We start from the raw sequence: 23413 nt of genomic DNA on the forward strand, positions 1-23413 counted from the left end.
GGTCCACTCCCGCCCGGCGCTATGGGCGCTATCGACGATAACAGCGTTAACCCGACGTCGGCGTCGACCGCACGCCACCACAGAACCTACGGCTGATACGGCGGCGCGACGCCCCAGCCCCAATGCGGCATCGGCGCTTCCAGCGGCGGGTGTACCTCGGGCTGCGAGTTCGTCTGCGCGATACGGGTGCCCCACTCGATGTAGGAGGCGAACGCGGCGCGGAATTCCGGGTCGGCGGGCAGACCGACCTCGTCGGCGGCATCCATCAGCAGGTTCACCCAGCGACGACGCTGCGGTTCGGTGATCGCTTTGCCGAGGTGCTGACGCACCATGTGGTGGTAGCCGCCGCGCTCGCTGCTGTAGGTCTCGGGCCCGCCGAACACCTCGGCCAGCCACATCGCGACATATTTCGGATGCCCGGGGTCCATGCCGCGAAACAATGGGCCGACCACATCGTCCTTCAGGACCTCACGGTAGAACGCGGTGGTCAACGCTTCGAAGGCCGGCATGCCGCCCGCCCATTCGAACAGGGTCGGTACGGCGGGATCGCCGACAGCAGAGTCCGTCACCAGCCCAACCCTACACAAAACCCGAACCGCACTGCGGACGCGCGAACATCCACCGGGCGTCGGATTATCCGGGACTTCCCCCAGCGTGGCATCACTCCGGCGAGGGAGGCCAAATCCCCACTGAAGGTGATGATCTCGCCGGTTCCCGCCCCTACCATGGCGGTGGTGACCGTTGCCGCTCATGCCGTTCGCGGCCGCGTCCTGCTCGCCGCGGGACTGTGCGCTCTGTTCGTGTCCGTGTGGATGGCACCGGCGTTCGCCGACTCGCCGGCCTCGGGCGCGGACATGTCGGTCGCCCAAAGCCTCGGAGATCGCGAACTGACCCTCGTGCTGCGCCGGGTGACCAGCGTCCCCGGCCCGCTTCGCGTGGACGTCGTCACCCACACCGGGACTGCCGCAGGACAACTCACGCTCGCGGCGACACCGACCGGAGCAGTAGCACACCCGAGGGCGCCTGCCCCGGGAGCGCCCAGCACCGAGGCGGTGATCGACCTCGGCGGCACACCCGGGATGTACTCGGCCACACTGGCAATGGATCGGGCCGGGCCGTGGGAGCTGTCCGTCGGCGACGGCGTGCGCGTGGCGCGGATTCCGTTCGTGGTGCCCGCACAGGTCACATCACCGCCGGAGCGTCTGGTCTACGGCGGGTTCCTGGTCGCAGGAGTGCTGCTGCCGGTGTCGATCCTGATGGCGATCCGTGCCCGCCGCAGCGGGTGGGCACTGCTTCCGGCCGGTGGGATGGTGGCCGGGATCGCGGTGTCGGTAACGGCCGCGTTGCTGTCGGCGTCGCTACCGCTTCCTCCGCAACCCGGCAGCCAGCTCGACCCGACGGTGGACAACGTCGAGAATCCCTATGCCCTACAACAACCGTTGATCTCGGACTTCTCCCGTCCCCCAGTGCTGCTCACCGTGGCAGGTGGGCCCGCGTCCGCCGGGCAGCCGGGCGATCTCGATCTGGTCGTGATCGACGCGGCCACCGGCGCACCCGTCGACGACCTGCTCGTGCACGACAGTGCGTTGATGCATCTGCTGGTGGTCGGCCCGTCCGGTCGACTGTCGCATCTGCACCCGATCCGGATCGCCCCTGGCCGCTATCAAGTCCATCTGGCCTCGCCCGAGCCCGGGCATCATGCCCTGTCCGCCGAGCTGGCCCGCCGCGGCGGCGGGGTCCAAATGGTGCGCGCCGCAACCGGTTTCACTGTCACACCGGGTGCGGCAGCACAGGTTCCGCCGGCGGCCGCGGTGTATCTGGGCGCAGCAACGACCACCGCATCGACCGTAGTGGACGCCAACCCCATCACGGTCAGAACAACAACGGCGGTAGCCGGCACACCGACCACCCTCACCGTCGAGGTCGGCGATACCGCCGACTTGCAGCCCTGGCTCGGCATGGTCGGGCACCTGATCATGGCCGGACCACTGCCGGACACCGATGGCACCGATATCGCTGCGGCCGTACAGAATTCGCCTATCTGGGGACACGCCCACTCGATGGGCTCGACATCGATGACAGGTATGTCCGACATGCCGGGGATGCGCGGCATGCACGAGATGGGTGGCTCGACCGCCGCCGCGGGTAGGGGAACCATGCTGATGCCGCCCGTGAACGGCGACAGCACCCCGGACGAAACCGTGGCCGCCTACGGGCCCGATGTCCCTTTCACCTACACCTTCCCTTCCGCGGGCCGATACCGACTGTGGATCCAGGTCGAACGGCACTACACCGTGCTCACTGTCCCGGTCGTGCTCGATGTCGCCGCCGCCCCGGCGACAGGAGCGCACCGGTGAGCGCCGCACCGGTAACCGGCCAGGGTTCGTGGCGGCCCGGTGTTCTCGTCGGTGGTGGTGGCGTCGTCATCGCTGTCATTGCCGTCATCGGGTGGCTGGTGTGGCCGCGCTCGCCCGCCCCGGTGGTGCTGAACACCGGCACACCCCAGCATCTCGTGACCGTCACCGTCGACAGGCTGCGCCTCGGCACCACCGACATCGACATCACGATCACCGATCGGGCCGGTGTCCCGATCGACCATGGCGCCGTGCTGCTTCAGGCGAACCAGCCGCTCATGGGCCATGCTGGGCAACCGGTGACGGCGGCGCCAATGAGTCCCGGCCACTTCCATGCGGCGGGTGTGGCCCTGATGATGACCGGTCCCTGGGACCTCCGGCTCTCGATCGATACCCACGACGGTGGCGAGCAGCTCACGCTGCCGGTGTGGGTCGGTGGCTGACATCGATGCGGCCCCACACACCAGCAACCACCACCGCAGCACGACCAGAGAAAGGACCGCCCGTCATGAGCACCCCAGCACCGTCCGACACGTCCGCAGACCGTGCCGGACCGTCGGTGACCACCGCAGAATCCGCACCGTCCGCCGCTTCCGACAATGGCACGGCGGCTCGCATCGGGGCCTGGGTCGTCGTCCTCGGCACCGCTGTCACACTGGTGGGCTTGAGCTGGGATATCCAGTGGCACAACGAAGTCGGCCCCGACACCTTCTTCACCCTGCCGCATCTGTTCCTGTACTCCGGCAGCGCCATCTCCGGGTTCGCGAGCCTCGCCATGGTCCTCATTGCCACCTCCGCCCAACGCGCCGGACGACCGGTGCCCCGTATGGGCGGCACGCCCATACGGGTGTTCGGCAGCAATCTCACTGCACCGCTGGGCTACATGATCGCCGGAGCCGGTGCGGCATTGTTCCTGCTCTACGGTCTCCTCGATCTGCAGTGGCATTCGATCTACGGCTTCGACGCGGTGCTGAACACCCCCTCACACGTGGCGCTGTTCCTGTCCATCACGCTCACCATGATCGGCAGCATCATCGTTTTCGCCGCCCATCGCGACCACCGCTGGGGCCGGATCGGCATCGTGGTGGCGATCCCGATCCTGATCACCTTCGCGCCGATCCCCACAAACGCTTTGAACAACCTGGAGCTGCCCGCCGATCCGACCATCCTCGGGATCGTGCTGTTCGGGCCGATGCTGCTGATCCTCGGTGCGGCATTGCTTGCCCGCGCCGGGGCGGCCATCGCCATCGCCGGCTCGCTGGGAGCGATGCAGGCGATCCTGTGGTGGTTCTCGCCGTGGGCTGCCGAAACCTATGCCTCGGCGATCGGGCTGCCGCTGCGTGACGGTCTCACCGGCCGGCCACCGGAGCTGCCCGCGATCATGCCGATGTTCCTGATCGTCGCGGCCGCCGTCGTCGAAGGGTTGTTCTGGCTGGCCCGCACCCGCGGCTACGACGCCAAGAAGATCGTGCTGGTGGCCGGAGTCGCGACCGGCGTAATCGTCGGGGTGAGCTTTCCGCTGCAAATGAACCTCACCCACGCCATGTCCCACCTCGCATTCGCCGACGTCCTGACGGTCACGCTGCTCGGGATTCCGCTGGGATTGCTCGCCGGATTCCTCGGCGGCCGATTCACCACCATGCTGCCTCTTCTCGCTCCCGCAACGGAGGACCACCGATGATCGTGCTGCGCAGACTCGCTGTCGCTGTGTTGGCTGCTGTCACACTGTCGTTGATCGCGATCGCACCCGCCGCCGCGTACGCGCCGGTCGACGTCGTGCACACCGAGCGGGTCCAAGCCGGCCCGTACAGCCTCACCGTCGGGTTCTCCACCTGGCCACTGCGTGCGATGAAGTCCCTGGACTTCACGTTCATGCCCGATGGCGGCATCGCCGACAGGTCCGGAACCTTGCGCGTGACCGGCCCCGCGATCAAACCGGGACGCCGCGCCGCGCCGCTGGTACGGCACCCCCGTAAACGCGATTCCTGGGGCTTGGATGTCAAAGCGTTCGACGACCCCGGCAGCTACCGCTTCGTCTTCAGCATTGACGGGCCGCTCGGGCACGGTGAAGGGACCCTCGACGGCGTCGAAGTTCTCGACCAACCCGGACCACCACTGCCGCTGAGCTGGACCATCGGCACCCTGCCACTGCTGGGCCTGATCGTGTTCCTTGCGGTGGCCTGGCGTCGCACCCGACCGGGCCGACAAACCTTGATCGTCTGACTGCCGTAGGCGAATCGCGGTGCTGTCAGGCCGATTTCCGGGCGGTCGCGACCCGCCCGACAATCCAGGCCACCAGCACCGCGGCCAGGAACGACAACAGTGAAGCGCTCATCCACGGCTGTTTGGTGAAGTGCAGCCTCTCCTGGATGTTCACCCAGAAGTCGGTCCAGACGCCCGCGTCACCCGGGTTGATGAGCTGATACACCGACAAGCCCACCAGCCAGGCGACGATCATCCCCCAGCGCGACGGGGCATCCGGTGCGGTATTCCAGTTCCCCTTCGCGCGCAGGAAGAAGTCGGCGACGAGCACACCGAGCAGCGGCACGAACACCGAACCGATCAACCCGAGGAAACCGAAGTAGTTCTCCATCTTCAGCTGCAGCGCAAGTACCGTGATCAGCGCACCGAGCCCGATCGACAGCACCCGACGGTCGATGCGCGGCGCGAGGTTCTGGATGGACACAGCCGTGGAGTACACATTGGCGAAGGACTGATCGGCCTCCCGCAACACCAAAACGAAGAAGAACACCGCACCGAGACTCACCTGCAGGAACGGTGTGTACTGGCCGCCGTCACCGGTCGCGAGGGCCAGCGCGAACAAGCCGAGGATGTAGGCGACGATCTGGGTGATCGCATACGCCCCGCTGGCCGCACCGAAGGCGGCACCGGTGCTGCGGGAATGGCGGGTGTAGTCGGCCGCGACCGGCACCCACGAGATCGACACGGCCAGCGCCGCATCGGTGGCGATCCAGAACAAACTCCAGTCGACACCGAACGGCCCAGCACCCTCGGGCCCGGGATTGGTGGTCAGGTCGGGCAGACCCTTGTGCAGGAACTGGATGTAGAACCAGATCAGGGCGATCACCACGCCGACGGTCACGAACCGTCGCAGCATTCGGACCGAACCGAGCGGCCAGATCGTCAGCACGGTCGTCAACACACCGGCCACCACCACATACAGCCAGTGCGGACCACCGCCGAACAACTCTTCGGCCGCATTACCGATGACGATCAACTCGAAGGTCCCCCAGCCGATGAGCTGGGCGATATTGAGCACGGTCGGAACATAACTGAGCTTCGCGCCGAACAGGCCACGCAGCAACACCATCGCGGGCTTGCCGGTCTGCGCCCCCGGCACCGCGGCAAGCCCGAGCATCACACCGCCGAGGACAGTTCCCACGATCATCGCGAGGATGCCCGCGGCGATCGAGATCTGCGGCGCGTACTCGGTGTTCGGAGCCAGCACGGTGTACGCGCCGGTAAACGCGACGAGGCTGACGCCGAGATTGGCCCAAAAGGCGCTCTGGTCCCAGAACGACAGCACCTTCGGTGCGGGCTCCTCGAGGGTCAGCGGCGCCTCGTGCCGTTCGGATTCATCCAGGGTCGGTGCAGACATGCCGGAGCACTACTCCCTACGCCGGCATTACCCGGACAGGTTCATGCGGTCGGCGAAACATCGGGTCCGCCCTCTCAGCCCGGCCGTGCCCGAGCTCCCGCGGTGGGGTCTTATTCGGGCGAATAGTACACGTGACGCACCATGCCACATAGCCTTCGGTCCTTCGACCGAATCCAGCAACTGGGCGTCGTCACGCACGGCCCAGTGTTCGACCACCAACCCGTCGGAACCCGAAAGATGCGCACCCGGGCCCAGGCCACCGGTCTTCCCTCGATGCGACGACCGTGCAACCGCGGAAACCCATTGCCGATGTGCCGACCGCGAAAGGTGTACCACACCATAACGCGGTCTTCGCTCGACAGCACCTCGTGCAATTCTGCACTCCGGTCTGTAAAACTCGTGTAGGACCACTGGGCGACGACGTCGAGGATGTCCAGCCCGCAGCCACTGACGTTGTCGTAGACGTCCGGTGCGAACAAACTCAGCACAGTGTGGTCGCCGTGCGGGGTGTAGTCGAGCCAACCGGTGGCCAGTGTACGAGCGTCGAAGGACGACATGTTCACCATGCCGCGCAGGCCGTCGCAGGATGCAGCGAATGCTGTCGTGCAGGCGGTGAATTCGCCGAGAGAGGCGGGCACAGTCATGATCGGATCCACGCGTCGCGCGGTCGCGGTGCTCGGCGCGATCGTGTTGCTGGGTGGGTCGGCGGCGTGTGCGGCCGCGGACAAACCGGACGCGGACAGCCGCGCGACCTCGACACCCGCCGAGCAGTCGATCCGCGGCGAGATCGTCTCGGCAACACCGGTCGCTCAGATGTCGGCAGCCGTCACCAGCACGTACCTGAACGCCTCGGCCCGCAACGGTATCGACGCCTATCGCGTCGTATACCGGACCATCGACACCAGCGGCCGGCCGACGACCGCGAGCGGCCTGGTCGTGCTGCCGCGCACCGACTCCCGCAGGCTGCGCGTGGTCAGCTACGCGCACGGCACACTGTCGCTCAAGAGTGATGCGCCGTCGGTGAACGGGACGACCCGCCCCGACCGAGCGCGCACCATCATGTTCGCCGGGGCGGGCTATGCGGCGGTCGCGCCGGACTATTTGGGACTCGGCGAAGGCCCGGGGTTCCACCCCTACACCCATGCCCCGACAGAAGTCAGTGCCTCGGTCGACCTGTTGCGCGCGGCCCGCGCGGTCGCGGCCCGCGAGCAACGCGAACTCGACCCGGACATCCTGGTCACCGGCTTCTCCCAAGGCGGCCAGGCGGCGACGGCGCTGGGCAAGGCACTGCACGCGGGCCGGATCCCCGGCTTCGGGCTCGCGGCGCTGGCACCGGTGAGCGGACCCTACGATGTGCAGAACGTGCAGACGCCCGCCGGACTGGACGGCCGGGTCATGCCCGCGAGCGCGGTCTTCTACTTCGCATACTGGCTCACCTCGATGAACCGCATCCACCATCTCTACGACAGCCCCGCCGAAGCATTCCAGCAACCGTATGCCGCCACAGTGGAGGCACTCTTCGACGGCAATCACACCGAAATCGCCATCGGCGCAGCCCTGCTCACCGCGCCACAACAACTGTTGACGCCCAAGTTCATCGCCTGGTCACGCAACCCCACCGGAGCCGCACGCGACGCCGTCGCCGACACCGACGGCACCTGCGACTGGACACCACGCGTCCCGGTCCACCTCTATGCCGCCTCTGGCGATCGCAGCATCCCCTACGCCAACTCCGAACACTGCCTGCAAGCACTGCACAGCGACAAGGCCACCCTGCTCGACCTCGGCGACATCGACCACGGCAGCACCGCCCGCATCGCACTGCCACAGATCCTGGAGGTATTCCAACAGCAGGCCCCACCCACCTGAGCCACCCGCACGCCGAATCGCGCCTGCATCGGTAGCGCAGTGCACCGAGTTCATGCCGTCAGCGAACTCCGTCAGGTCCGGCGCCAGCCGTTGCTGAACGCCACCGTCACCGGGCTGCCCGAGCAGCATCGCGGTGCTCTCGTGCCCCCTGGAGCTCGCAGACCTCTTCGACGAACGCTATGCCCTTGAACCTGGAGCAGACCGGTGGCAAAGCGGACGCGGAGTGCAGTGGAACGCGTGCGGTACTGGTCAACTCCGGCGCGACGTGGGACGATCGCGGAAGTGACCAGCAAACCCGCCACGGAACAGTACCTGCGCGACCTCGCGCGACTGCGCCGCGTGCGCGACCGGATGGACCGGGAGTACACACAGCCGCTGGACGTCGAGGCGCTCGCCCGCGACGCGCACATGTCGGCCGGGCACCTCAGCCGCCAGTTCCGCCTCGCCTACGGCGAATCGCCATACGGCTACCTGATGACACGGCGCATCGAGCGCGCGATGGCGCTGTTGCGTCGTGGCGACCTCAGCGTCACCGAGGTCTGTTTCGCGGTCGGCTGCCAGTCGCTGGGCACCTTCAGCACTCGCTTCACCGAGCTGGTCGGTATGCCGCCCAGCACCTACCGGCGCGAGGCGGCCCTCGCGACGGCGGGGATACCGTCCTGCGTGGCGAAACAGGTGACCAGACCGATCAGGAATCGAGAAGCGCAGGTCGCCGACCCGCAATTAGCCTGATTGCCATGGACATCACCATTCACTCGAGCTTCCTGCCCCAGGACGACCCGGACGCAGCCCTCGCCTTCTACCGCGACACCCTCGGCTTCGAGGTCCGCAAAGACGTCGGATACAACGGGCTGCGCTGGATCACCGTCGGCCCCGCCGACCAGCCCGGAACCTCCATCGTCCTGCATCCGCCTGCCGTCGACCCCGGCATCACCGACGATGAGCGCCGCACCATTCTCGAGATGATGGCCAAAGGCACCTATGGCGGCATCCTCCTGGCCACCAAGGATCTCGACGGCACCTTCGAGCGGGTGCAGGCCAGCGACGCCGAGGTCGTTCAAGAACCGACCGAGCAGCCGTACGGGGTTCGCGACTGCGCGGTTCGCGATCCCGCGGGCAACCTGGTCCGCATCCAGGAGCTGCGCTGAGCCATCCGGCGATCGCAGCCATCACCTGCACAGTCGGCACCGTCAAGGAGCCCGTGCATGAGGCCGGCGGCAGCCGGCACCGACACCGAGGGAAACCTTCCCGGACTGCTGCACAACCGATGAGTGCCACACGCGCTCCCGAGGCTCGGAGGCGACGCAACCACCGAGCGTCAGCCAACCAACAGAAATGGGCATAGGTGGCCGGTGCCTCGTCGCACACACCGGGGCCAGGCCGTACCACTGACACCGCGTGCCCTCGCGCCGCATCGAGGCTTGGCGCGAGGCCGACGAGAAGCTCGACCGCGAGCTGATGCGCGACGCCGCCGGTTGGCCCGACCGGGCGTGCCGACGAGGGACAACCGAACGCACTGATCGAAGCCTGATTAGATCGAGCAAGGCCACGACGACGGAGACCGCCAACACGGCCCGCGCAACAGATGGAGACACGATGACCACGGCCACGAGGACGAAAACGAAGTCGCCGGCACCGCACGCTGCCGACAGCCACGATCTGATCCGCGTGCACGGCGCGCGCGTGAACAACCTCCAGGACGTCAGCATCGAGATCCCCAAGCGCAGGCTGACGGTGTTCACCGGCGTCTCCGGCTCGGGTAAGAGCTCGCTGGTGTTCAGCACCATCGCCGCTGAGTCGCAGCGGCTGATCAACGAGACCTACAGTGCCTTCGTACAAGGCTTCATGCCGTCGCAGGCGCGGCCCGAGGTCGACGTGCTCGAAGGGCTGACGACCGTGATCACCGTCGACCAGCAGCGGATGGGTGCCGACCCCCGCTCCACGGTCGGTACCGCCACCGACGCCAGCGCGATGCTGCGCATCCTCTTCAGCCGACTCGGGCAGCCGCACATCGGCTCGCCCCAGGCCTTCTCCTTCAACGTCGCCTCGATCAGTGGAGCGGGTGCGGTCGCCATAGAGCGCGCCGGACGAACCGTGAAGGAGCGTCGCAGCTTCAGCATCACCGGCGGCATGTGCCCGCGCTGCGAAGGCCGTGGCGCAGTCTCCGATATCGACCTCACCCAGCTCTACGACGACTCCAAGTCGCTCGCCGAGGGCGCGTTCACCATCCCGGGCTGGAAGTCGGACAGCTTCTGGACGGTGCGGGTCTACGCCGAGTCGGGCTTCGTCGACCCGAACAAGCCGATCCGCAAGTACACCAAGAAGGAACTCAACGACTTCCTCTACAAAGAGCCGACCAAGGTGAAGGTCGACGGCGTCAACCTCACCTACGAGGGGCTGATCCCCAAGGTGCAGAAGTCGTTCCTCGCCAAAGACCCCGACGCGCTGCAGCCGCACATCCGGGCGTTCGTGGACCGGGCGGTCACCTTCACCATCTGTCCCGAATGCGGTGGCACCCGGCTCAGCGAGCTTGCCCGCTCCTCGCGGATCAGCGGGATCAACATCGCCGACGCCTGCGCGATGCAGATCAGCGACCTCGCCGAATGGGTCCGCGGCCTCGACGAGCCGTCGGTCGCGCCGTTGCTCGCCGCGCTGGGGCACACCCTCGACTCGTTCGTGCAGATCGGGCTGGGATACCTCTCACTCGAACGGCCGTCGGGGACGCTGTCGGGCGGTGAGGCGCAGCGCGTCAAGATGATCCGCCACCTCGGGTCGGCGCTCACCGATGTCACCTACGTCTTCGACGAGCCCACCATCGGGCTGCATCCGCACGACATCCAGCGGATGAACGACCTGCTGCGGCAACTGCGGGACAAGGGCAACACGGTGCTCGTCGTGGAGCACAAGCCGGAGACGATCGTGATCGCCGACCACGTTGTCGACCTCGGCCCCGGTGCCGGTACGGGGGGCGGCACCGTCTGCTTCGAGGGCACCGTCGAGGGGCTGCGGGCCAGCGGGACCATCACCGGCCGCCATTTCGACGATCGCGCCGCCGTCAAGGAGGCTGTGCGCAAGCCCACCGGCACGCTGGCGATCCGCGGCGCGACAACACACAACCTTCAGGACCTCGACGTCGATATCCCGCTCGGGGTGCTCTGCGTTGTCACCGGCGTCGCCGGCTCCGGCAAGAGCTCGCTCGTGCACGGGTCGATCCCCCGCGGCGCGGATGTGGTGTCGGTCGACCAGGGCGCTATCCGCGGCTCGCGGCGCAGCAACCCGGCGACATACACCGGACTGCTCGACCCGATCCGCAAAGCGTTCGCGAAGGCCAACGGCGTGAAGCCAGCGCTGTTCAGCGCCAACTCCGAGGGCGCCTGTCCCAACTGCAACGGCGTCGGGGTGGTCTACACCGACCTGGCGATGATGGCCGGTGTCGCCACCACCTGCGAGGAGTGCGAGGGGAAGCGGTATCAGGCGTCGGTGCTGGAATACCATCTCGGCGGCCGCGACATCAGCGAGGTGCTGGCGATGTCGGTGACCGAGGCCGAGGAGTTCTTCGGCGCCGGCGAAGCGCACATACCGGCCGCGCACGCCATCCTCGGCCGGCTCGCCGACGTCGGGCTCGGCTACCTCAGCCTCGGTCAGCCGCTCACCACGCTGTCCGGCGGCGAGCGGCAGCGGCTCAAGCTGGCCACCCACATGGCCGAGAAGGGCGGCGTCTACGTCCTCGACGAGCCGACCGCGGGCCTCCACCTCGCCGATGTCGAGCAGTTGCTCGGCTTGCTAGACCGGCTCGTGGACTCCGGCAAGTCGGTCATCGTCGTCGAGCACCATCAGGCGGTCATGGCGCACGCCGACTGGATCATCGACCTCGGCCCCGGCGCAGGCCACGACGGCGGCCGGATCGTCTTCGAAGGCACCCCCGCCGACCTCGTCGCCGCCCGTTCCACCCTCACCGGCGAGCACCTCGCGGCCTACATCGGCTCCTGACCGACCTGATCCCGTTGCGTCGGAGGACGCTGGGGTCCGCGAACCAGATGTGCACCGTTCGCTCCGTCGGCCGGTTCAACGTGGACGATCCGCTGGGCGTGCCGTGGTCGGTCATCGAGCACCTGGCCGCGCAGCTGCGGATCGAGGACCCATCGGTGGTGAAGCGGTACACCGAGCGGAAGATGCCGTACGAGCACGCGTGCGAGATCCGGGACGCCTACGGCTACCGCCCGCGTTCGAGGAGGCAGAGTGGGGACCGAAGTTCCGCGCGTTCCTGCACGGCGGGCGTGGACGGGCGCTGAGGGCCCGTGGCGCTGTTCAACCAGGCGGTGGGCTGGCTGCGACGCAACCGAGTGTTGCTGCCGGGTGTGCGCGTGCTGGTCAATCAGGTCGCGTCCCGTGCGCGAGGTGGCGGAGAAACAGCTGTACGCGACAGTGGCGGGCGCGCTACGGGCGGACGCATCGCTGCCGGCGGATGTGGTGGCAATGCGTGGGGTGCCCGGAAGGGCGGCGGGTCTCGGAACTGGAGCGGCTGCGCCGGCGGCCGATTCGGACGCCGGGCGCGGTGGTGATGGGACGCCGGAGACGGAGATCGAGCCGCGCGGGCCGCTACAGCTTCCGCGCCTCCACCCCGGCTGGCGGCGGCCTGCGCCACCCGGCCACTACCGATGCCGACGAGGAGGGGATGAGCCCAGGTGGGTTCAGCTGACGACGGCCTGGCCGTACGCGGCACGTCACTGTTTGGGGAGGAGCTTGTCCGTCCACAGCGGACGGCAAAACGCAGAGGCAAGGAGGTTACCCAGTCCTGCCACTCTCAACATATAGCGCACCGGGGGTCTTGCGGCAAGACCCGGGTCGTGCCGCAGAATCTCCGGTCGAAGCCAGAACTTGCGGAAATCAAGGATTCGCGAAGTACGTGTGCTCTTGTCGAGGTGTGGGCCTCGCGCGGGGCGTCGAACCTCCGGTGGGACTCGTGGTGCGGGCACTCGGCGCGGAAGTGGGGTGTGCTCGCCGCCGGACTGCCCGGAGCAGCCGGCCGAAATGCAACCTTGTCGAATGAGGGGTTTTCATGATCGACGTGATCGTTGCCGGCGGTGGACCAACCGGCTTGATGCTGGCCAGCGAGTTGCGGCTGCACGGCGTGCACACGCTCGTGCTGGAGAAGGAGGCCGAGCCGACCAGGCATGTCCGGTCGCTCGGCCTGCACGTGCGCAGCGTCGAGGTAATGGACCAGCGCGGTCTGCTGGAGCGGTTCCTCGCGCTCGGCAAGCAGTACCCGGTCGGCGGCTTCTTCGCCGGCATCACCAAGCCGCAGCCCGACCGGCTCAACACGGCACATCCGTACGTCCTCGGCATCCCGCAGCCCGTCACCGAGCGCCTGCTGACCGAGCACGCCACCGAACTCGGCGCCGAGATCCGGCGCGGCTGCGAACTGATCGGGCTGAGCCAGGACGACCACGGGGTGACCGTCGAGCTGGCCGACAGCACGCAGCTGCGCTCGCGCTACCTCGTCGGTTGCGACGGCGGCCGCAGCACGGTGCGCAAGCTGCTCGACGTCGGCTTCCCCGGCGAGCCCACCCGGGTCGAGTCGCTGCTGGGCGAGATGGAGGTGGCCGCGCCGCCGGAGACGCTGGCCGCCGTGGTGGCTGAGGTCCGCAAGACCCACAAGGGGTTCGGCGCCGGGCCCTCTGGGGACGGGGTGTACCGCGTCGTCGTGCCCGCCGAGGGTGTGGCCGAGGACCGGTCGGTCCCGCCGACCCTCGAGGAGTTCAAGCAACAGCTGCGGGTGTTCGCCGGCACCGACTTCGGCGTGCACTCACCGCGTTGGCTGTCCCGCTTCGGCGACGCCACCCGGCTGGCCGAGCGCTACCGGGTCGGCCGGGTGCTGCTTGCCGGCGACGCGGCGCACGTCCACCCACCGCTGGGCGGGCAGGGCCTCAACCTCGGCGTCCAGGACGCGTTCAATCTGGGCTGGAAACTGGCCGCCGAGGTCAACGGCTGGGCACCGGAGGGGCTGCTGGACAGCTACCACACCGAACGGCACCCAGTAGCCGCCGACGTGCTGAACAACACCCGCGTGCAGTCCGAGCTGATGTCCTCCGAGCCGGGTCCCCGGTCTGTGCGCCAGCTGCTGTCGGAACTTATGGACTTCGAGGAGGTGAACCGGTACCTGACCGAGAAGATCACCGCGATCGGGGTTCGCTACGACCTGGGCGAGGGGCACGAACTGCTCGGCCGGCGGCTGCGGGACGTCGGGTTGAAGCGGGGCCGCCTCTACGAGTTGATGCACGGCGGCCGCGGGCTACTGCTCGACCAGACCGGCCGGCTCTCAGTGGCGGGCTGGGCAGATCGGGTCGACCACGTCGTCGAGGTCAGCGAGGAACTGGACGTGCCTGCGACGCTGTTGCGGCCGGACGGCCACGTGGCGTGGGTCGGTGAAAACCAGCAGGACCTGCTCAGCCAGCTGCCCAAGTGGTTCGGCGCTGCCGTCAGCTGAGCGCCGACCTTCGCGAACGCCTCCACCACCCAGAGGACGGGTAGTCAGCAAGATCACGCTCAGCGCCAGCCACGGTTCCATAGACCCCCTGAACCGATCTCAGCACACGGCCGACACGGCGGCAGCCATGGGCACATTCGCCGACAGGTAGCGGCCGAAATCGCCTCCCGGATCGGCTATTGGCATCCCGTGCTCCATCGTCGGTTCCTCGCTCCGCCCGCCTCGACTACTCCGCTCCGGGTGGGTTCGCCGCGCCCGCGCGCCGCGCCTGGGCGAGCAACTCGTCGAGTTGGGCTTCAGCGCGTTCGGCGCGGGTCAGGGTTTGGGTGCGGGCTTCGTCCAATGCTTCGATGCGGTGGGCTGTCTCGGCGTGTGCCTTGTCGATGGCTGTCGCCGCTTCCGTTCGCACCGCGGTGAGCTCCGCGATTGCCGTGCGGCGCGCCTCCGCCAACTCGGTGCGTGTCGCATCGAGTTCGGCGCGAACCCTGCGCCACTCCACACGCGCTTCGTTGGCTGCTTCGACCCGTTCCGCGGCTGCCTTCTCCGCTCGTTCGGTCGCGCGTTCGGCGTCCGCGGCCCGCTGGACGGCGAGATCGCGTTCGGATTGCGCGGATGCCACCCGCGCCGCTGATTCGCGTTGGGCGTGTCCGATTTCGGTGTCGGCGCGCCGCTGTGCCTGCTGCACCTGTTCGGCGGCCTCCTGCCGGATCCGCTCGATTTCCTCGGCGGCTTCGCGACGTGCGGTACGAATTTCGGCTTCTGCGGCGCTGCGCGCGGCGAACACGTCGTCGGCGGCTTGCCTGGTGGTGCGTTCGACTTCGCGCAGCGCGTCGTCGCGGGCCGTATTCGCGACGGCGACCAGACTTTCCGCGTGCTCGGCTGCCGCAGCGGCATCTTCTGCTGCGGCGTCGGCGATCGCCTTGGCTTCCTCGGCGTCGCGTCGGGCCTGCTCGGCGGTGACGCCTGCTATCTCGGCCTCGGCGATCCGGCGGGCCGCATCGGCCTGAACGGCCTGGACCTGCGCTTCCGCGATGGAGGGGTCGGCCAGTGTGGACAGTTCGGCAACGGCGGTGTTCAGGGTGGTGCCCAATTGTTCTGCCAGTCCACGGAACTGGGTGAGCAGCTCGTCGGCGCGTAAGCGGGCGACCGTCACCGGGCCCGGTGACGTCACCGTGACGGAAGCGGTCGTGATGTCCGACTCGTGCTGTTGCCGTTGACGTTCGCGCCAGGCTCGCCATCGCGTGTGCTCCGGATGGTCGCAGTATTCCGATGGTCGGCCGGGGCCGCTGCCGCGAGTGATGGGTCGGGGGCAGCCAGGGTAGTTGCATACGGCGGACACGGGAGAATCGTAGCGTTTGTTTCGTCCTATCCAACGTATTGAGGCGAAACGAAATGCGTGTCGCTCCGGGACGTCTCCTTGCACGACACGACATTCTGACCGCCGATAAGTGAACCTTATCGGCGGTCAGACTCCGCTAGAGTGATTGATTGTCGGTGCAGGAGTTTCGTTTTCGTTTGGTTCGTGTACACGAAACGAAACTGCTACGGAATTACGAGAAAACTAGGGAGCTGATTCGTGGACGATCGAACCGCTGTTGTCGCGGTACCGGACTCGGTCCAGACCGAACTGCGCAAAGGAGTCCGCAGCGTCCTGATCGACGCTGCCGCACTCCGATTGGTACGCGAACGCTTCGACGACAACCAAGCAGGGTCGCTCCGCCGATACCTCGAGGCATCCCAATCCGCGAATACCCTGCGCGCCTACCGCACCGACTGGATCGCCTGGGCCGCCTGGTGCGCGGCGGAAAATAGGCAGGCCCTGCCCGCCGACGCCTTGGACGTCGCGGTGTATTTGGCTGCCGCCGCCGACGCGCAGCGTCACCCCGACCCAACCACATTACGTCACAGTGACAGTGAATCCGAGTCCCGGCACTGGGCTTTCAGCGCCGCCACCCTCGAACGTAAAGCCGCCGCCATCGCCGCCGTCCACGCCGCCAACGGACTGCCCTCCCCCACCCGCTCCGACGTGGTTCGCCTGACCCTGCGCGGCATTCGCCGCACGCGGCGCTCCCAACCCACGCGCAAACGCCCCGTCCTGCTGCACACCCTCGAACAGCTGCTGGCCGGTCTACCCGAACCGGGCTGGCCGACCGAACCCGCCCGCCGCCGCGACACTCTCGCGCTGCTCGTCGGATTCGCTGGTGCATTGCGCCGCAGCGAACTTGCCGGCCTGCGCATCACCGACGTTCGCGTACACCTCGACCACCGCACCGGCGAACCCCTCCTGCTCGTCCAGCTGCCGACCACCAAAACCGACCCGACCGGCACCAGCGAACAACGCGTCGCGCTGCCCCGTGGCCAACGCCCGCACACCTGCCCCGTCTGCGCCTTCGCCGACTGGATACACCTGCTCGAAGCCCATGCTGCCCACGCCGCCAGCGGACTGCAAGCCTGGCTCACCGACACACGACCCACACCCCCGGACATCCATCGCTGCCACGGTTTTCAAGGCACCACCCTCGCCGACCAACCCCTGTTCCCCACCATCACCCGCCACGGCGGCATCGCCGCCCGCCCCATGTCCGGGCGCGCCGTCGCCGAACTCGTCAAGCGCTACGCCGCCCGCGCCGGCCTCGACCCCGCCCTCTTCTCCGGCCACTCGCTGCGCGCGGGCTTCGCCACCCAAGCCGCACTCGGCGGCGCGAGCGACCGCGAAATCATGCGCCAAGGCCGCTGGTCCAACCCCCGCACCGTGCACGGCTACATCCGCACCGCAAACCCGTTGGAAGACAACGCCGTCACCAAACTGGGCCTGTGACGCGTCTACAGGATGAATTGCATTTGATGCAACATTGCACATTGCCACGATGAAGGCTGCGACACAGGTCCAGAAGTTTCGTACCTTAGCGCGTCGCCGCGAAAATCGTGCCCTACCTGAGTGATTCGATCGTTTCGCGAACAAGACGCAACGATGTTGTGTTAGATGCAACACCATGGACAGGGCTGATCTGCCCGGTGCGGCGCACCTTGTGCTTGCCGATGGAGTCGTGCACCTGGACCCGGAACGCGCCGTGTTCGATGCGATGCTCGCCGGTTGGGAGCGGCAGCAGCGGACCCGATTGTTGAAGAAAGCGATAATCCGGCCACGGCTCGCGCTCATTCGCAGGACGGGTGAGTTCACGAATTCGTATCCGTGGCAATGGGAACCGACCGACGGTGAGGAATTCATCACTCACCTTCGGGGCGAGCGGGACGGCACCCGACCGATCTCCGTCTCGACCGCGCGCGGGTACCAGCTGTCGATCACTTTGTTCATGCAGTACGTGACCGATACTGGCTGCCAGGGGCCGACAGTCTGCCGGCAGCGTTTCGGATCGGTGCCACAGCAGGTGTTCCACGAGGGCAATTCGATTGCTCATGTCGCCGATGTCGAGGGGGCAACCCGGTCGGCGGCGGTTGACCTATGACGAGGTCCAGGCGTTGTTCGATGCCGCCGATGCGCCGGTCGAGCACGCGCGGCGGCACGGGCGCAAGGGTGCATTACCTGCCCTGCGCGATGCGGCCTTGCTGAAGACGGTCTACGCCTATGGGTTATTCTCCGGGGCTCGGCCCACGTGCGTTCCCGCATTTCTCTGAGTTTGTGCAGTTCAGAGGCTGATGCCGGAGATGCTAGCCGTCGCGACAGATGTGGTGCAAGTCGACGTGGCGGGCAATCCTCAGCGGCTCGCGCGCAGTATGCGGATCGCGCGCAGTGCGCGGGGCGGTTCGCCTCCGAATCTTGCGGATCCGTCGAGGTAGCGGGTGACGAGGTCGGAGGCGGAGTGGTCTTCGAGGTCGGTGAAGCCGAGGGCGCGCAGCTGTGCGGCGATGTCGTCGGGCGTGAAGTAGCTGAACACGGGTTCGCCGACGCCGGCCAGCCGATCGGCACGTGCCTGCTGGTGCGCACGGTCCTCGTCGCTGTTCGCGGGCTGCAGGTAGTCGAAGACCACCTCGACCGGCTGGGCCTGACCAGCGATGTATTCGAGAGTGGCGTGGGCGGCGTTCGGAGTCAGATAGAAGACGACGCCGAGCCACACGAATACGGCCGGGTCCGTCCGTTTGAATCCGGTGGATTCCAATCCCGCTGCCAGCGTCTGGGTTTCGAAATCGACCGGCACGAAGGTCAACGTCTCAGGACGGTCGATTCCGGCGGTAGTAAGGCGTTCGCGTTTCCACGCTTGGGTGGCGGGGTGGTCGACCTCGAAGACACGCAAGTCCGGGCGCGGATTGCGATAGGCGAAGGTGTCCAGACCGGCGCCGAGGATCACGACCTGCCGCACACCAGCGGCGATGGCCGCGGCCACGGCGTCCTCGGCGAAGCGTGCGCGTGCGGCGAAGAACAGTCGGCGGGGCCGATCGCTGACCCCGTCACCGAGGTGATTGGTTGTGGGCGTGCCCAATTCGGCCAGTTCCTCTGCGGTGACGCCGAGCAGACGTGCCGCCAGGGGGTCGGTGAAGATCTGTGGTCGGTCAGCGATCTGGTGATAGGCGCGGGCGTACGCGGTGATGAGCGCTGTCCGGCTGGGTCCGTCGTTTTCCATATTCAAGAACCTACTTGCGAATGTGGCGCGTGCTCTATGAACTCACTCACGATCGATAGCACTGATTACGGTCGGCCCTCCTTCGGAGCGGTTGCCACGAGTCGACAGGGGCGGGCTCGAACCTGTTATCGGGGCTGGGTTGATGTGTTGAGCCGGGTCATGAGTTCGCGGTTGGTGGCACGAGCGGCGGCAAGATCGTCGTCGCGTTCGTCGAGTTGTTGCTGCAGGTCGATGTTTCGCTGTTCGAGCTGGTTGACGCGCTGGTGGAGCGCGTCGATGTCGGTGGGTGCGCCGAGTCCGGATTCACGCCAGGTCTGCTCGCCGAGCGCTTCGGACAGTCGTTTCTCCAGTTGCTGGACGCGCGCAGCAAGTCGGGCGGCTCGCTCGTGGGCGGCCAGCAGGTCCGCCTGCAACGAAGCACGGGTGACCGCAGGTCCACGGTCGGCGGTGGCGGCTGGATCTGCTTGCAGCACAGGGATTTTCTCCAGAAGATCACGGTGCCGGTAGAGGAAGGTTCGGTCCACCCCGGCTGCGCGAGCGATCGCGGACGTACTGATGTGTTCACCGTCGGTGACCACCTTGTTGAGGACTGCCAGCACGCGTTGGCGCAGCGAGTCGTCGCGGCGGCCGTCGAGCATCGGCCGGGCGCTGCGGTGCGGGCGGGTGTCGGTCACGCGGTGGCCTCCGAGGTGGGTGCGGGCGAGATGGTCGCGGGGAGGGGGGAGCCCAGCACCTGGATCTGGCCGACCGCAGGCACGCATCGAAGGTGCCGCAGTACGGCCAGTATGGAGCGTGGTTCGTGCGGTGGGGCAAGTCGTCGGCCCGCCGCAGATCAAGCCGCGCTCGAGTTTCCGAGAGTTCGACAGGCCGATTTGGGACAGGGACCCGGCGCAGATGCGCGAGCGGAAGTTCCACTACAGGTTGGACCGCGTGCTGGACGGACTCGATGTGCGCCGAAATGCTCGACTCACCCTGAGTGGGTGTGGGCTACCACAACCGAACCCCCGTATCGGCTACGGTTCACGTCGCACCAACCTGTGTGATCCCTCATATCGAGAGGCGAAGTCTGTTGTCGGTGAACCTGTTCTGGCGTTCGATGTCTGTAGTGGCGGTGTCCCTGCTGATGGCGGTGCCGGCGTACAGCCAGGCGGACCCGGTGGACGACGCGCACCCGATCGGATTGGACCGGTTCTATCACCAGCGGCTCGAGTGGAAGCCTTGCGCCGTCGAAAATATCGACAAGGCCGGTGGCGAGTGCGCGGATGTACTGGTGCCGCTCGACTACGGGAATCCCGACGATCGCACGATGACCGTGGCGATTTCGCGGGTGAAGGCCGGCGATCCGGTGCAGCGGCGGGGAATTCTGCTGTCCAATCCGGGCGGTCCTGGTGGGGAGGGGCTGGACAGTCTGGATCTGCTCGGTGATGTGCTCTCGCCGGAGGTCTTGGCGAGTTACGACCTGATCGGCATGGATCCGCGCGGGGTCGGCGAATCCGGTCGGAGTCCGCGGTGCGGGTGGCCGGTAGGCGAGATGATTCGGTCAGCGGGTCTGGATCCGCTGGGATTCGTGCACGACACCGTTCAGTCCGCGGGGATGGCCGCGACCTGCCTTATTCGTGATCCGAACAAGCTGAGGCAGTTCACCACTCGCAACACCGCGCGTGACATGGACATTGTGCGAGGCGCCCTGGGTGAGGAGAAGGCCAACTTCTACGGCGTGTCCTACGGCACCTACCTCGGGGCCGTGTTCACGCAGATGTTCCCCGAGAGGAGTGACCGCATCGTGCTCGACAGCACGATCGACCCGGACCGGTATTGGGAGGGCTTGGTTCAGGATTGGGGTCCGGCAGACGAGATCGCGCTGGACGACTGGGCCGGCTGGGTTTCCGGTCGGGATGACGAGTTCCGGCTCGGTGCGACTCCGCAGCAGGTGCGGGCGAAGATCGAGGAGCTCGTTCGTATCGCTGCGCGCCAACCGATTGTCATCGATGGGTTTGCCATTGACGATCACTGGCTTCCGTTCATCCTGCACGGATTGCTGATGAACTTCCGGCTGAACGAAGCGATGGCCGCCACTGTGCGGGAGATCGCCGATGCCGCGGGTGGTCCGCCAACTACATCGCGAACACCCCGGCTTCGTGCCATCGTGGAGGCGCTGCGCGACAATGAGAATTCGGTGCTTGCGCAGATCGCCTGCGGCGATGTCGGGGCACCGATTGATCCGACCTGGTACTGGCGCAACATCGAAGAGACCCGTGCCACGCAGCCGGTTTTCGGCGCGCTGGCGAACAACATCCAGCCGTGCGCCTTCTGGCCTCGCCCGGTCGAGCCACCGGCTGTAGTCCGGAATTCTGTGCCCGCGCTCATCCTGCAGGCGACGGGCGATCCCCGAACTCCTTATGTCCACGGCGTCCGATTGCATCAGGACATGTCCGAGTCGCGGATGGTGACGCTGCAGGATGTCCGTATCCACATGACATTCCGGCCCGAACTCAGCGACTGCGTGAACCACGCGATCAACACATACTTCAGCGTGGGAACCATGCCGGATACCGACATCACCTGCTACGCTGATCATTCCACGCCCTAGCCCACACGCTGACCCAGGACGATCGGTCTCATCCGGGCCAGCGGATCGGTCAAGCGGCGATCGTGACGGTTTCGTCGTCGAACTGGCTCCGCATAGCGACCGTCGGCGGCCAACAGCTGACTACCTGACCGTCACCAGTGGGGGCTCGCGCGACCTGACCAGCCGTCGAGGACTCCTCCTCCCGACCGGATTCTCGAACTCACAACCGTCGAAACTTTCCTCGACCGCGATCGACGACACCGCCGCCACGATGTACCTGCACCGCAACACAATTCGCAACCGACTTATTCGCTTCTCCGAACTGATCGGGCTGGACCTCGACCGCACAGACGACCTGATCGTCACCTGGTGGCTCCTTACCCGCGCCCGAGCGCACTGAGCGCCGTGCCGCATCGATGTGCGCAGACGCAGTAGGAGCAGCACGGTAGGTAACCAACTAGAGACCGGTCTGACTCGAACCACTTGCGGAGGTCGACCAGCCGCTCGCCCGGTGGGGAGGTGCGATCTGCCGAGTCTGTGCTTCCCGGACGAATTGCTGCTGACTACCTCAACAGGGTTGCCGGCGGCGGGATCTCACTCGCCGCCGCCACAGCCTCCTCCGCCTCCACCGCAACCACCCCCGCCGCTGCAGCCGCCGTCCCCACCACCACTGCAACCACCACCGTTGATGTAACTACCGAGTGCAGCACCACCGCCGGCCTGCGCCGCCCGAGCCCGGCCTGCGGCAGTCCACGACTCGGCACGTTTCCGCTGACGGAGTAAGCGGAAACCACTGACGCCCACCAACACGACCGCGACGAAGAATGCCACGCCGCCCGCGACGGGATAGAACCCCACCAGCACAGCGCTCGCGAGCACAAAGACAACAGCCATCAAGATATACATCAGAACCTCCCCCTCCGAAGCAGTGCACTCAGCTTACCGGGCGGCACCAACAGATCCACGGAACAACCTGCGGCACTGGATGATCGATTCCGTGCCACGCGCTATGTCCTGCATCACGACAACCCGCTCGATGCGCCGATCCGGATCGAGCTAGGCCATGCGTCGGCTAGTGTCAATCGGACACTCGACTGGTCGTATACGGGGAGGTTTGGACATCCGGCCGACTGGGCACTGCACCGAGGGGTATAGAAATTTGGAGGTAACGCGATGGTGGGCGGACGGCCCCGACAGTTCGACCCCGATGCCGCCCTCGACCGGGCGCTGGAAGTGTTCTGGCGTCAAGGATACGAAGGCACGGCACTCTCGGACCTGACCGAGGCGATGGGTATCAACCGCCCCAGCCTCTACGCCGCGTTCGGCAACAAGGAAGACCTCTTCCGCAAAGTCCTCGACCGCTACATCGCGGGCCCCCGCGCGTTCGCGACACACGCATTGAATCGCCCCACTGCAGTCGAAGTCGCCGAAGCACTGATGTCCGGAACGATCGCGCTCACCGCAGGCCCGAACACACCCCGCGGCTGCCTGCTCGTCAGTCACACACACGCTTGCGGCCCCGACACCGACCCGATCCGGGACGAAGTCATCGCACGGCGCACCGCAAGCACAGCGGCACTGTGTCACCGCCTCGAACGCGCCCGCGCCGAGGGTGACCTTCCGATCGAAGCCGACCCGAAAGCCCTGGCCTACTTCGTCACAGCCATCATCGACGGCATCGCCACCCAAGCCGCCAACGGCTGCACCCACGAAGACCTCCGCCACGTCTCCGAACTCGCCCTGCGCATGTGGCCGGCCCGAACCCCGGTCTGGGCCGCAGACCTCAGTCGACCGCTCTACCGAAGCCGACCCGTGCGCGCGGCGACTTCGTAAACGAACTCCACACCATCGACCAGGTCGAGTTGCTCACCCACCCGCACGAAGCCGTACCCACTGACCAACGCCAGAAATGGTCGGGTGTCCTGGCCCGAGCGA

The 23413-nt window shown here is 66.9% G+C and carries 23 protein-coding genes and 1 riboswitch; of the genes, 16 read left to right on the forward strand and 7 right to left on the reverse strand.

From position 1 onward, the window contains the following. Positions 1-86: 86 nt before the first annotated feature. The gene (locus ACLMAL_RS27575) at positions 87-569 is read right to left on the reverse strand and encodes a group II truncated hemoglobin (RefSeq protein WP_328401280.1); all 483 of its coding nucleotides are present in this window, start codon (positions 567-569) and stop codon (positions 87-89) included. A 165-nt stretch (positions 570-734) separates the two neighbouring features. Here ACLMAL_RS27575 and ACLMAL_RS27580 point away from each other — a divergent pair, with 165 nt between their 5' ends. The 4 genes from ACLMAL_RS27580 (at position 735) to ACLMAL_RS27595 (ending at position 4577) form a co-directional block, all read left to right on the forward strand. After that, positions 735-2357, forward strand: a complete 1623-nt coding sequence (locus ACLMAL_RS27580; protein ID WP_412001739.1) for a hypothetical protein — start codon at positions 735-737, stop codon at positions 2355-2357. Beyond that, the gene (locus ACLMAL_RS27585) at positions 2354-2797 is read left to right on the forward strand and encodes a FixH family protein (RefSeq protein ID WP_412001740.1); all 444 of its coding nucleotides are present in this window, start codon (positions 2354-2356) and stop codon (positions 2795-2797) included. The genes ACLMAL_RS27580 and ACLMAL_RS27585 overlap by 4 nt, the downstream gene beginning before the upstream one ends. Before the next feature lie 65 nt (positions 2798-2862). Beyond that, a complete protein-coding gene (locus ACLMAL_RS27590) occupies positions 2863-4035 on the forward strand; it encodes a hypothetical protein (RefSeq protein ID WP_412001741.1) in 1173 nt (390 codons plus the stop codon). Next, on the forward strand, positions 4032-4577 hold the full coding sequence (locus ACLMAL_RS27595) for a hypothetical protein (RefSeq protein WP_412001742.1): 546 nt from the start codon (positions 4032-4034) through the stop codon (positions 4575-4577). The genes ACLMAL_RS27590 and ACLMAL_RS27595 overlap by 4 nt, the downstream gene beginning before the upstream one ends. Before the next feature lie 25 nt (positions 4578-4602). Here ACLMAL_RS27595 and ACLMAL_RS27600 read toward each other — a convergent pair whose 3' ends face one another. Beyond that, positions 4603-5973, reverse strand: coding sequence for a purine-cytosine permease family protein (locus ACLMAL_RS27600; RefSeq protein ID WP_412001743.1), 1371 nt, complete (start codon positions 5971-5973; stop codon positions 4603-4605). Then, a riboswitch (TPP riboswitch) is annotated at positions 5968-6084 on the reverse strand. (Overlaps the previous gene by 6 nt.) Further along, a complete protein-coding gene (locus tag ACLMAL_RS27605) occupies positions 6084-6617 on the reverse strand; it encodes an ester cyclase (RefSeq protein WP_412001744.1) in 534 nt (177 codons plus the stop codon). It overlaps the preceding riboswitch by 1 nt. Between ACLMAL_RS27605 and ACLMAL_RS27610 the strand changes: the two genes are divergently transcribed. The 6 genes from ACLMAL_RS27610 to rox all read left to right on the forward strand — a co-directional run bounded on the left by ACLMAL_RS27610 (position 6616) and on the right by rox (position 14329). After that, on the forward strand, positions 6616-7842 hold the full coding sequence (locus ACLMAL_RS27610; protein WP_412001745.1) for an alpha/beta hydrolase family protein: 1227 nt from the start codon (positions 6616-6618) through the stop codon (positions 7840-7842). The two genes, ACLMAL_RS27605 and ACLMAL_RS27610, sit on opposite strands and share 2 nt — an antisense overlap. Before the next feature lie 282 nt (positions 7843-8124). Then, positions 8125-8574: a helix-turn-helix transcriptional regulator gene (locus tag ACLMAL_RS27615; RefSeq protein WP_412001746.1), complete on the forward strand. Its 450-nt coding sequence runs from the start codon at positions 8125-8127 to the stop codon at positions 8572-8574. 5 nt (positions 8575-8579) lie between these two features. Further along, positions 8580-8990: a VOC family protein gene (locus ACLMAL_RS27620; RefSeq protein WP_379068659.1), complete on the forward strand. Its 411-nt coding sequence runs from the start codon at positions 8580-8582 to the stop codon at positions 8988-8990. Positions 8991-9438: 448 nt separating this feature from the next. After that, positions 9439-11832 carry an ATP-binding cassette domain-containing protein gene (locus tag ACLMAL_RS27625; RefSeq protein ID WP_412001784.1) on the forward strand — a complete coding sequence of 798 codons (2394 nt, stop codon included), beginning with the start codon at positions 9439-9441 and terminating at the stop codon, positions 11830-11832. A 14-nt stretch (positions 11833-11846) separates the two neighbouring features. Continuing rightward, positions 11847-12134: a DUF4158 domain-containing protein gene (locus ACLMAL_RS27630; protein WP_412001747.1), complete on the forward strand. Its 288-nt coding sequence runs from the start codon at positions 11847-11849 to the stop codon at positions 12132-12134. A gap of 767 nt (positions 12135-12901) precedes the next feature. Beyond that, the gene (rox, locus tag ACLMAL_RS27635) at positions 12902-14329 is read left to right on the forward strand and encodes a rifampin monooxygenase (protein ID WP_412001748.1); all 1428 of its coding nucleotides are present in this window, start codon (positions 12902-12904) and stop codon (positions 14327-14329) included. Between the two features lie 226 nt (positions 14330-14555). On the opposite strand, the gene ACLMAL_RS27640 is transcribed toward rox, so the two are convergent. After that, the gene (locus ACLMAL_RS27640; protein WP_412001749.1) at positions 14556-15500 is read right to left on the reverse strand and encodes a hypothetical protein; all 945 of its coding nucleotides are present in this window, start codon (positions 15498-15500) and stop codon (positions 14556-14558) included. Between the two features lie 405 nt (positions 15501-15905). On the opposite strand from ACLMAL_RS27640, the gene ACLMAL_RS27645 reads away from it, so the two are divergent. The 3 genes from ACLMAL_RS27645 to ACLMAL_RS27655 all read left to right on the forward strand — a co-directional run bounded on the left by ACLMAL_RS27645 (position 15906) and on the right by ACLMAL_RS27655 (position 17965). Further along, positions 15906-17147: a site-specific integrase gene (locus tag ACLMAL_RS27645; protein WP_412001750.1), complete on the forward strand. Its 1242-nt coding sequence runs from the start codon at positions 15906-15908 to the stop codon at positions 17145-17147. A 175-nt stretch (positions 17148-17322) separates the two neighbouring features. After that, positions 17323-17796 (forward strand): hypothetical protein, encoded by a 474-nt coding sequence (locus ACLMAL_RS27650; RefSeq protein ID WP_412001751.1) that lies wholly within the window; start codon positions 17323-17325, stop codon positions 17794-17796. Continuing rightward, the gene (locus tag ACLMAL_RS27655) at positions 17786-17965 is read left to right on the forward strand and encodes a hypothetical protein (protein WP_412001752.1); all 180 of its coding nucleotides are present in this window, start codon (positions 17786-17788) and stop codon (positions 17963-17965) included. Before ACLMAL_RS27650 ends, ACLMAL_RS27655 begins: the two co-directional genes overlap by 11 nt. An 80-nt stretch (positions 17966-18045) precedes the next feature. On the opposite strand, the gene ACLMAL_RS27660 is transcribed toward ACLMAL_RS27655, so the two are convergent. Both ACLMAL_RS27660 and ACLMAL_RS27665 read right to left on the reverse strand, forming a co-directional pair. Beyond that, positions 18046-18909, reverse strand: a complete 864-nt coding sequence (locus tag ACLMAL_RS27660) for a class I SAM-dependent methyltransferase (RefSeq protein ID WP_412001753.1) — start codon at positions 18907-18909, stop codon at positions 18046-18048. Between the two features lie 125 nt (positions 18910-19034). After that, positions 19035-19583: a DUF6262 family protein gene (locus ACLMAL_RS27665; protein ID WP_412001754.1), complete on the reverse strand. Its 549-nt coding sequence runs from the start codon at positions 19581-19583 to the stop codon at positions 19035-19037. Positions 19584-20014: 431 nt separating this feature from the next. Between ACLMAL_RS27665 and ACLMAL_RS27670 the strand changes: the two genes are divergently transcribed. Then, a complete protein-coding gene (locus ACLMAL_RS27670) occupies positions 20015-21499 on the forward strand; it encodes an alpha/beta fold hydrolase (RefSeq protein ID WP_412001755.1) in 1485 nt (494 codons plus the stop codon). Positions 21500-21728: 229 nt separating this feature from the next. Beyond that, entirely contained in the window at positions 21729-21878 is a 150-nt protein-coding gene (locus ACLMAL_RS27675; RefSeq protein WP_412001785.1) for a helix-turn-helix domain-containing protein, read from the forward strand. A gap of 194 nt (positions 21879-22072) precedes the next feature. On the opposite strand, the gene ACLMAL_RS27680 is transcribed toward ACLMAL_RS27675, so the two are convergent. Then, on the reverse strand, positions 22073-22384 hold the full coding sequence (locus ACLMAL_RS27680; RefSeq protein WP_412001756.1) for a hypothetical protein: 312 nt from the start codon (positions 22382-22384) through the stop codon (positions 22073-22075). A 267-nt stretch (positions 22385-22651) separates the two neighbouring features. Here ACLMAL_RS27680 and ACLMAL_RS27685 point away from each other — a divergent pair, with 267 nt between their 5' ends. After that, a complete protein-coding gene (locus ACLMAL_RS27685; protein WP_412001757.1) occupies positions 22652-23311 on the forward strand; it encodes a TetR/AcrR family transcriptional regulator in 660 nt (219 codons plus the stop codon). The last annotated feature ends 102 nt before the right edge of the window (positions 23312-23413 follow it).

The sequence above is a fragment of the Nocardia sp. CWNU-33 genome, assembly GCF_046764895.1.
In the GTDB taxonomy this organism is placed as follows: Bacteria; Actinomycetota; Actinomycetes; order Mycobacteriales; family Mycobacteriaceae; genus Nocardia.